Source organism: Sphingomonas sp. 2SG (assembly GCF_005503285.1).
GTDB classification, from domain to species: domain Bacteria; phylum Pseudomonadota; class Alphaproteobacteria; order Sphingomonadales; family Sphingomonadaceae; genus Sphingomonas; species Sphingomonas taxi.
The window spans coordinates 91538-100824 of record NZ_SCMZ01000010.1; the positions used below are offsets into that span (position 1 = coordinate 91538).

A 9287-nucleotide genomic window follows, 5' to 3' on the forward strand; every position below is an offset into this window, starting at 1 on the left:
CGGACGGGATACTTGGGCCTTCGTGAGCCTCCCGATTTACCCCGGCGAAGGGCGTCCCCCCTCCAGTGTTCCCGCGAAAGCGGGAACCCAGGGTCAGGCAAGACACCGAATGTTTGCGCGTGACTCCTGGGCTCCCGCCTGCGCGGGAGCACTAATAGTCTTTTTGCGGACGTTGCACGAAGTCAGGGTCGTGTCGGGAAGGTGGTTGTACGTCGTCACGTAACCTCCACCCAACGAGACCCAGCCTTCGTCGAGCCTTAGCCGATCCCAAGATCCGCCGGGCCGAAGGCGTGCGGGAGCAACTCCGACAATCGGTAGCTGGCGATCGCGTCGCCTTCGGCCCCGCCGCAATGGACCGCGAGATCGCGGCCGCCGAGTTGCGCCGCCTCGTTGAGCACCTGGCGGCACCGCCCGCACGGGCTAACCGGGGCGGTGCCGGTGGCGCGGCCGTCCGCATCCATCGCGCCGCCGATCACCCCGACCGCGACGACCTCGCGCAGCCGGCCGGCGGCGCTGGCGGTGGCGATCGCCACCGTCTCGGCGCAGAGCGACAGGCCGTAGCTGGCATTCTCGACATTGGCGCCGGTAATCAGGCTGCCGTCGGTCATCAGGAGCGCCGCGCCGACCGCGAAGCGCGAATATGGCGCGTGGGCGTGACGCGCCGCCTCGCGCGCGGCGGCGATGAGGCGGGCAGGGGTTTCGATGGGGTCTTGGGTCATGGTGCGACGACGTCCCAGTTCACGGGGCCTTCGATGCCGTCGATGCGGCGGATGTCGCTCGCGCGCCACATCCGCCACGCACGCGCGGCATAAGCGGGGGGGAAGAGATTGGCGGTCGCCCAGACCGGGCGCTCGATCGCCGCCGAAATCGTATAGTCCGACTCGACGGGCTTGCTGAGGCGCAGCAGCACCGGCTTGCGGGTGTGCGTCTCGACCATCGTGATGAAGGTGCGCAGCTCGCGGACGAGGTCGGCGCGTTCGGGCCGGGCGGTACAATCGGCGCGATAGTCGACGTCGACCGCGGCGGGCAAGGCGTCGGCGGTGCGCGGCACAAAGGCGTTGAACGCATTCGCCTGGTCGGCGCCCGGCTGGCACAGCGAATAGAGGTGGACCGCACCGCGGCGCAGCCCCGCCTCGGGCACCGCGGACCAGTTCGCCTCGAACCCCGGATCGCGGCGGTCCTTGCCGGAGGTGGCGACCAGATAGGCGAAGTCGGCGCCGCGCGCGCGCACCGTGCCCCATTCGATCGCGCCGGGATTCTCGGACAGGTCGAGGCCCTGCAGCGGATATTGGCTGGCGGCCGGATGCCAGCCGGTCGCGAAGCTCCAGCCGCCGATGCCGATCGCCCCGGCCGCGACGAGGACGCCGGCTGCCTTGAGAAGGAAGGATGCCATCAGCCGCGCAGGTGCAGCACGCAGATCAGCGTGAACAGGCGGCGGGCGGTGTCGAAATCGACGTCGATCTTGCCGGCGAGCCGCTCGCGCAAAGTTTCGGCGGCTTCGTTGTGGACGGCGCGGCGGGCCATATCGACGGTCTCGATCTGTTGCGGGGTGGAGGCCCGTATCGCCTGGTAATAGCTATCGCAAATCGCGAAATAGTCCTTGATCGACCGGCGGAAGCGGCCGAGCGCCAGCACCAGCGTCTCGAGATGGCTGCGATCCTCGCGGTGGATGTGGATGCCGAGCCGCCCCTCTGCCGATTCGAGCGTGATGCGATAGGGGCCGGCATAGCCGTCCGCATGGACGCGCTGGGGCGCGAAATGATTGCCCTCCAGCAGGTCGAAGATCGCGATCCGCCGCTCTTGCTCGACGTCGGCCGAGCGCCAGCCGATGCTGTGCTCGTCGAGCGTCACGTCGATGATCCGCGGGTCGGCCATCGTCGTCCGATAGTGGGCGATGCCGATTACGACAATTACGAGTTTGTCCGTCGGGGCCGCGCGGGGGTATGATCGGCGTCATGGCCACACTCGCATTCCCGATTCCGGCGACTCCCGCCGAACCGCTCCAGCTGCCCCGCAACGTCGAAGCCGAAGCCGCGATGCTCGGCGCGATGATGATCGACAACCGGCTCGCCGACGACCTGCTCGACCGGCTCGAACCGGCGCATTTCTACGAACCCGTCCACGGCCGCATCTTCGCGGCGATCAAGACGCTGCGCGTCAACGACATGCTCGCGACGCCGGTGACGCTGCGGCCGATGTTCGAGGCGGACGAGGGGATGCGCGAGCTGGGCGGGCCGTCCTATCTCGCCAGCCTGACCGGCTCGGGCGCCGGCCTGATCGGCGCGCGCCAGTTCGCGACGCAGATCTACGATCTCGCCATGCTGCGCGCTTTGGTCAGCGTCGGCCGCACGCTCGTCGAGCGGGCGATGGATACGTCCGAAGAGGTCAATCCGCGCGCGCAGATCGAATTGGCCGAAGAGGAGCTGTACAAGGTCGCCGGCGACGGCGGCGCGGAGAATGCCACCAAGACCTTCGCGCAGGCGACGACGATGGCGGTCAAGATGGCCGAGCGCGCGCTCAATTCGGGCGGTCACCTGTCGGGGGTCACCACCGGGCTCGACAGCGTCAACGCGAAGATCGGCGGCATGCACCATTCCGACTTGATGATCCTCGCCGGCCGTCCGGGCATGGGCAAGACCTCGCTCGCCACCAATATCGCGTTCAACGCGGCGCGGCGCTGGATGCGCGACATGGCCGACGGCATCCCGCCAAGCGAATCGGTCGGCGCCAAGGTCGTCTTCTTCAGCCTCGAAATGAGCGCCGACCAGCTCGCGACGCGTATCCTCGCCGAGCAATCGGGGATCAGCTCCGAATCGCTGCGCATGGGCAAGATCAGCAAGGCCGAGTTCGGCCAGCTCGCCGCCGCCGCGGCGGAGCTGGAGACGCTGCCGCTGTTCATCGACGATACCGGCGGCCTCAGCATCAGCGCGCTGCATACCCGCGTGCGGCGTCTCCAGCGGCGCCACAACAACGAGATCGGCCTCGTCGTGGTCGACTATCTCCAGCTGCTGACCAGCGGCGGCAAGGGCGGCAAGGAGAATCGCGTCCAGGAGATCTCCGAGATCTCGCGCGGGTTGAAGACGCTGGCCAAGGACATGAACGTGCCGGTGCTGGCGCTGTCGCAGCTCAGCCGCGCGGTTGAAAGCCGCGAGGACAAGCGGCCGATGCTCTCCGACCTTCGCGAATCGGGGTCGATCGAGCAGGACGCCGACATGGTCTGGTTCGTGTTCCGCGAGGATTATTACACCGGGCAGCGCGAGCCGAAGCGGCCGATGGAGGGCGACGAGGCCAAGGTGTTCGAGGATCACGCCAAATGGGCGAGCGACATGGAGCGCGTCTATGGCCTCGCCGAGTTGATCGTCGCCAAGCAGCGTCACGGCTCGACCGGCAAGGTGGTGCTGAAATTCGACCCGACGATCACCAAGTTCAGCGATTACGCGGGCTATTGATCGGGCGTATACTGGCCCCATTCTCCCCGTCACCCCGGACTTGTTCCGGGGTCCACTCTGCGGCGAGGAGAACGGCTTGAGGCTCGAACGCTGCTCTGGCGGACGGGTGGACCCCGGAACAAGTCCGGGGTGACGGGTTTGTCGGCTCCGCGTCGATGCGGGACGGTTACGATCCCGACAACCATATCGTAAATAATCAGGCGGTTGCCGTAGTCAGCGCCATCCCGTTCAGCCTAGAGCGAGGTGCACGGTGCCACGGACTCCACGAGGGCGTTTGCCCGGGGGAATATGATGAGACGAACGACTGCGGCGGTGATGATGGCCGCGATGCTCCTGCCGGTGGTGCCGGTTTCCGCACAGGTGACGCCACCGGCGCCGGTGGTGCCCGTGCCGGTGCCGGCGGTCCAGGTCGTGCCGCCGGTGGTGATGCCGACGGTGCCGCTGCCGCAACTGTCCGAGGCGCAGGCGACGCAGCTCGCCAAGCTGCTCGGCAAGGATACGATGGCGCAGGGGCTGGCGCTGGTGCCGCCGCCGATGGCGACCGCCGAGGCGCGCGATGCGCTGGTCCGCGAGGCGCTGGATCATGCCCGTGCGGTCCATGCCGGGCGGCTCGCCGAAACGGATTTCCAGCGCGACTGGGGGCTGCGCCCGCCGGTGTTCGATCCGCTGCCCGGCTTCGCCGATGCGGTGAAGCGCGACCGGATCGCCGCCTGGTTCGCGGCGCTGCCGCCGCCTTACGCCGGCTATGACGGGCTGAAGCTTGGGCTCGACCGCTATCGCGGCATTGCCGCGGCGGGGGGCTGGCCGACGCTGGCGGGCGGCCCCGATCTCGGCTTCGGCGCCACCGGCGCGCGCGTCGTCGCGCTGCGCCAGCGACTCGCGGTCGAGGACAAGGACGTCGCGACCAGCGGATCGACGTTCGACGCCGAACTGGTCGAGGCGGTGCGCCGCGCGCAGCGCCGCTACGGCCTCAACCCGACCGGCACCGTCTCGACGCAGACGCTGGCGGCGCTGAACGTGCCGACCGCGGCGCGGGTCCGGCAGATCATGGCCAATATGGAACGCTGGCGCTGGCTGCCGCAGGACTTGCCCAAGGATCGCATCCAGGTGAACATCGCCGCGGCGGTGCTGACCGTGTTCGACGGCGACGCGCCGGTGATGTCGATGCGTGCGGTCACCGGCCGGCCGGGCGACGAGACGCCGATGCTGTCCTCGACGATCCACAGCATCGTCATCAACCCGCCGTGGAACGTGCCGACCTCGATCGCCACCAAGGAATTGTGGCCCAAGCAGAAGCGCGATCCGGGGTATTTCAAGCGCAACGGCTTCCGCGTGATCGACGGCACCCGCCTGCAACAGGTGGCCGGTGACCAGAGCGCGCTGGGGCGGTTCAAGTTCGACTTCGACAACGCCTTTTCGGTCTATCTCCACGACACGCCGTCGCGCGCCAAGTTCGCCAGCTTCAGCCGGCTCGCCAGCCACGGCTGCGTGCGGCTGGAGAAGCCCGCCGACCTCGCGCAACTGCTGCTGAAGGGCGATCCGGCGTGGACGCCGGAGGCGATCGACGCGGCGGTGGCGAAGGGCGATACGGTCCGCGCGCGGCTGACCAAGCCGGTATCGGTCTATCTGCTCTACTGGACCGCATTCGCCAGCGGCAGCGGCCAGATGAACTTCCGCGACGATCCCTATGGCTGGGACGGGACGCTGGCGGCGAAGATCGAGGCGCGCTCGGCGCGTCAGGCACTTGCGGCACGATGACGAGGGAAACGATGAGCTTTCGCACCAGGACGATGACGGTGGCGGCGCTGGCCGCCGGGCTGCTGGCGGTGAGCGCCTGCTCGCGCTCCGAGCCGGAGGGGCCGATGGACGACAATGCGCTCGGCCTCGACCAGCCGATGACCAATGCGACCGACGATATCGCGCCGGTCGAGACGCCCAGCGCGATCCCAGAGCCGACGCCGGACGCCAATGCCGCCGCGGCGATCGAGCCGCCGCCCGAGGCGCCGATCAAGCCCGACGCGCAAGTGCTCGACGACGCCGATGCGACCGGCATGACCGCGCGGGTGACGCGCGACGAGGTGCCGGCGCGCGACGAGACCGCAGTCCCGAACGACCAGGCTCCGCAATAAGGGACGCGGCATGACGATGGTGACGCGCCGCACGGTCCATGGCTGGTGCGGCGCCCTGGTCTTATTGGGTGGCCTCGCCGCGGCGGTGCCGGCGGCGGCGGTGACGCGGCCGGTGTCGGCGATCCTCGTCGATGCGCGCGACGGGACGGTGCTGTTCGCGGAGAATGCCGGCATCGTCCGCCGGCCGGCGTCGCTGACCAAGATGATGACCTTGTTCCTGACCTTCGACGCGCTCGATGCGGGGACGCTGCGGCCGGGCGATGCGGTGCGCTTCTCGCGCTATGCTGCGGCGATGCAGCCGTCGAAGGTCGGCATGCGGCCGGGCGCGTCGATGACGGTAGAGGAGGCGATCCGCGCGGTCGCGGTGATCTCCGCCAACGATGTCGCGGTGGCGCTGGCCGAGCGGATCGGCGGCACCGAGGACCGGTTCGCGCGCATGATGACGCAAAAGGCGCGCGCGCTGGGGTTGCAGGATACGTCGTTCACCAATGCGACCGGACTGCCCGGCGCCAATCTGACGACGGCGCAGGACATCGCGCGGCTGTCGATGGCGCTGCTGCGCGACCATCCCGGTCGCTATGCCGCCTTCGGCACGCGATCGTTCAGCTGGGCGGGGCGGCGGGTGCAGAACCACAATCATCTGCTCGGCGCCTATCCCGGCGCCGACGGGATCAAGACCGGCTATACCGCCGAAGCGGGATTCGCGCTGGCGGCCTCGGCCAAGCGCGGCGGCCGGCGGCTGATCGCGGTGGTGATCGGCGAGCGCTCGGTGGCGCTGCGCGACCGCCGCGTTGCGCAGATGCTGACCGAAGGGTTCGCCGAACCGGAGCGCGCGCCGGAGCGCGGCGAGCGGCCGGATACGCTGGAGGAATGGCTGAGCAAGGGGCGGTAGGGGCGGCATCCTCCCCTCCGTCACTCACGACGATCGCATATGGCTGCGATTATGATGGCCGATCGGCTTCCTCATGGAATCCGTCACCCCGGACTTGTTCCGGGGTCCACCGGTCCGCGAGGGAATGGTGTCGAATCAAGCTTTCTCCTAGCCGCCGGGTGGACCCCGGAACAAGTCCGGGGTGACGAGGTGGTCTTGGAAGACGGCAGGCCCGCGTGAACGGCTCGATGCTATAGCTCTCTCTCGTCATCCCGGCTTTCGCCGGAGATGACGAGAGAGGGGCCTTACCGCCGCGGGGCGCGGCCGCCGAAGGTCGGCAGGCTCTCGCTGCCGTCCGCGCCGAGCGACGATACCGCGAAGAACGTGTCGTCCACCGGCAGTTGCGGCATCGTCGCGTTCGTCCCGGTTACGTCCTTCGACTTCGCCCAGGCGGCGGTGTCGTTCGCGCGCCAGCGGATGCGATAGCCGACCGCCCCCGGTACCGGCGCCCAGCTCACCTGCGTATCGCGCGAGAGATCGCCGACCAGCCCGACGCTCGCGGGCGCGGCGGGGGCGGCGGCGAGGCGCGCGACGGTCGCGGCGTTGATCGCGGTGACCTTGGCGAGATAAGCGAAGTCCATCCGGTCGATCGTGTCGCCGTAGACGATGCCCTTTTCCGTACGGAGGTCCTGATGCTGCGCGTCCCAATTCTCCGCGCCGACGGAGAAGCGCACCGCCGGATAGCCGCGCTTGAGGAAGGGCTCGTGATCGCCGCCGCGGCCGAAGCGATCCGGGCGGCGATCGATCACCACGTCGAAGCCGCCGGGGATCGCATCGGCGATGCCGTCGATCGTCTTGGCGAGCGCGCGGCTGGGGCCGTCGTCCTCGCCGCCTTCGCCGCGGCGGCGCTGCTGCTGCGGCAGGTCCTCCGACGCGCGGATGCCTTCCGAGAAGACGCGCACCCGGTTCGCGTCGCGGACGCCGCTTTGGCCGATGCTGTTGCCGACGATATCGTTGTTGAGCATCGCGCTGACCTGCCAGCCGCGCGTCGCGGCGGTGTCGGCGAGCAGTTCGGCGCCCCACAATCCTTGTTCCTCGGCGGAGAAGGCGACGTAGACGATCGTCGCGTCGAATTTGCGCTTCGACAGCAGCCGCGCGGTCTCGAGCACGAGTGCGACGCCCGAGGCGTCGTCGTTGGCGCCGGGGGCATCGCTGGTCGCGTCCATCACGTCGGTGACGCGGCTGTCGATATGGCCGCCGATGATGACCACCCGGTTGGGATCGCGGCCCGGCTGGATGCCGAGCACGTCCTCGACGATCACGCCGTCCGGTGCGCGAGGGCCGGTGAAGCGCCGGCTGATCCGCTCGACCTTGATGCAGCCGCCGCAGTCGCGGCCGATCGCTTCGAACTGCTGCGCCGCCCAGTTGCGCGCCGCGCCGATGCCGCGCTTGGGATCGGTGGTGGTGGACAAGGTGTGGCGGGTGCCGAAGCCGACGAGCGCGCTGACGCTGGCCTTGAGCCGCGCGGGGCTGGGGGAGGGCAGAGGCGCGGCGGCGACCGCGGCGGCGGCGAGGAGCGGGGCGATGATCATCAGGCAGTGTGACGCGCCGCGACGTGGCGCTCAACCCCCTCAAGCCCTTGCGACGACGATCAACTCAGCCGGTCGATCGCCTCGCGGCTGAGCGAGCCCGGGATGATCATCACCGGCACCGGCAGCGCGCCGGCATCGGACCCGGCGAAATGGCTGACCAGCTTGCCCGGCGCCCCCGCCGGCGCGGCACCGAGCACCAGCGCGGCGATGTCGGGATTGGCGGCGATCATCTCGCGGATGATCTTCGGGCCGTCGCCCTGGCGGACGGTGATCGCCGGGCGCAGCCCCGATTCCTCGACCAACGTGCCCGCGGCGGCCGCGACCAGTCCTTCGGCGTGCTGCATCGCCTCTTCCTCGATCGTCGCCTGGACGCCGCCGAAGGCGATGAACTCCTGCGGCGGCAGCAGGGTGAGGATCTCGACCCCGCCACCGGTCTTCACCGCGCGGCGCGCGGCGAAGCGCAGCGCGATCTCCGCTTCCGGGCTGTCATCGACCACCACGAGATAGATACGCATCATTTCGCCCCTTTTCCGCTTCGTGCCGCGTGGGCGAGCGGCGCGCAAGACTTGACCCCCCGCGTCAGGAGCGCGAAGGGAGCCACCTGCTCCCCAGGCAAGAGGACCTGCATGTCGATCGAGATCAAGATGCCCGCGCTGTCGCCGACGATGGAAGAGGGCACGCTCGCCAAGTGGCTCGTCAAGGAAGGCGATAGCGTCAAGTCCGGCGACATCATGGCCGAAATCGAAACCGACAAGGCGACGATGGAATTCGAGGCGGTGGACGAAGGCGTGATCGCCAAGATCCTGATCGCCGAGGGTACGGACAATGTGAAGGTCGGCGCGGTGATCGCGATCCTCGCCGAAGAGGGCGAGGACGCCGCATCGGTGTCTGCGCCGACCAAGAGCGACACGCCCGCCCCCGCGGCGAAGGAATCGGAAGCCTCGCCGAACCCGGCCGACCCCAACAAGACCGGCAGCGAGGCCGAGCCCGCCGATCGCACGATCACGCAGGCCGAGGATCACGGCAAGCCCGCCGATACCGGCGAGGCGCCCAAGGCCGCTGCCCCCGCATCGGGCGGACGCGTCAAGGCGAGCCCGCTCGCACGCCGTATCGCCGCCGAGAAGGGCATCGAATTGTCGGGCGTGACCGGCTCGGGGCCGAACGGCCGCATCGTCAAGGCCGACGTCGAGAGCGCCAAGCCCGGCGCGGCAGCGCCCGCCGCCGCGACGGGCTTGGCGCTCTCGAC

At 69.3% G+C, this 9287-nt stretch carries 10 protein-coding genes; 5 read left to right on the forward strand and 5 right to left on the reverse strand.

Annotation, left to right across the window (positions count from 1 at the left end):
* Positions 1–257 precede the first annotated feature (257 nt).
* From FFS23_RS06490 to FFS23_RS06500, 3 genes are read right to left on the reverse strand one after another with little or no spacing between them, the layout of a single operon-like run.
* Positions 258–719, reverse strand: a complete 462-nt coding sequence (locus FFS23_RS06490) for a cytidine deaminase (RefSeq protein WP_038662257.1) — start codon at positions 717–719, stop codon at positions 258–260.
* Positions 716–1393, reverse strand: a complete 678-nt coding sequence (locus FFS23_RS06495) for a GH25 family lysozyme (protein WP_137897936.1) — start codon at positions 1391–1393, stop codon at positions 716–718. The genes FFS23_RS06490 and FFS23_RS06495 overlap by 4 nt, the downstream gene beginning before the upstream one ends.
* Positions 1393–1875: a UPF0262 family protein gene (locus tag FFS23_RS06500; protein ID WP_038662250.1), complete on the reverse strand. Its 483-nt coding sequence runs from the start codon at positions 1873–1875 to the stop codon at positions 1393–1395. The genes FFS23_RS06495 and FFS23_RS06500 overlap by 1 nt, the downstream gene beginning before the upstream one ends.
* An 80-nt stretch (positions 1876–1955) precedes the next feature.
* Between FFS23_RS06500 and FFS23_RS06505 the strand changes: the two genes are divergently transcribed.
* The 4 genes from FFS23_RS06505 to FFS23_RS06520 all read left to right on the forward strand — a co-directional run bounded on the left by FFS23_RS06505 (position 1956) and on the right by FFS23_RS06520 (position 6470).
* Entirely contained in the window at positions 1956–3449 is a 1494-nt protein-coding gene (locus tag FFS23_RS06505) for a replicative DNA helicase (protein WP_052075808.1), read from the forward strand.
* Between the two features lie 291 nt (positions 3450–3740).
* On the forward strand, positions 3741–5207 hold the full coding sequence (locus FFS23_RS06510) for a L,D-transpeptidase family protein (protein WP_249340555.1): 1467 nt from the start codon (positions 3741–3743) through the stop codon (positions 5205–5207).
* A gap of 11 nt (positions 5208–5218) precedes the next feature.
* Positions 5219–5578, forward strand: a complete 360-nt coding sequence (locus tag FFS23_RS06515; RefSeq protein WP_249340556.1) for a hypothetical protein — start codon at positions 5219–5221, stop codon at positions 5576–5578.
* Positions 5579–5588: 10 nt separating this feature from the next.
* The gene (locus tag FFS23_RS06520) at positions 5589–6470 is read left to right on the forward strand and encodes a D-alanyl-D-alanine carboxypeptidase family protein (protein WP_137897938.1); all 882 of its coding nucleotides are present in this window, start codon (positions 5589–5591) and stop codon (positions 6468–6470) included.
* Between the two features lie 284 nt (positions 6471–6754).
* Here FFS23_RS06520 and FFS23_RS06525 read toward each other — a convergent pair whose 3' ends face one another.
* Complete coding sequence (locus FFS23_RS06525; RefSeq protein WP_137897939.1) at positions 6755–8041, reverse strand: M20/M25/M40 family metallo-hydrolase; 1287 nt, start codon at positions 8039–8041, stop codon at positions 6755–6757.
* A 59-nt stretch (positions 8042–8100) separates the two neighbouring features.
* Positions 8101–8556, reverse strand: a complete 456-nt coding sequence (locus FFS23_RS06530; protein WP_038667032.1) for a universal stress protein — start codon at positions 8554–8556, stop codon at positions 8101–8103.
* Positions 8557–8667: 111 nt separating this feature from the next.
* On the opposite strand from FFS23_RS06530, the gene FFS23_RS06535 reads away from it, so the two are divergent.
* The coding region (locus FFS23_RS06535) for a biotin/lipoyl-containing protein (protein WP_137897940.1) at positions 8668–9287 on the forward strand (620 nt) is incomplete at its 3' end.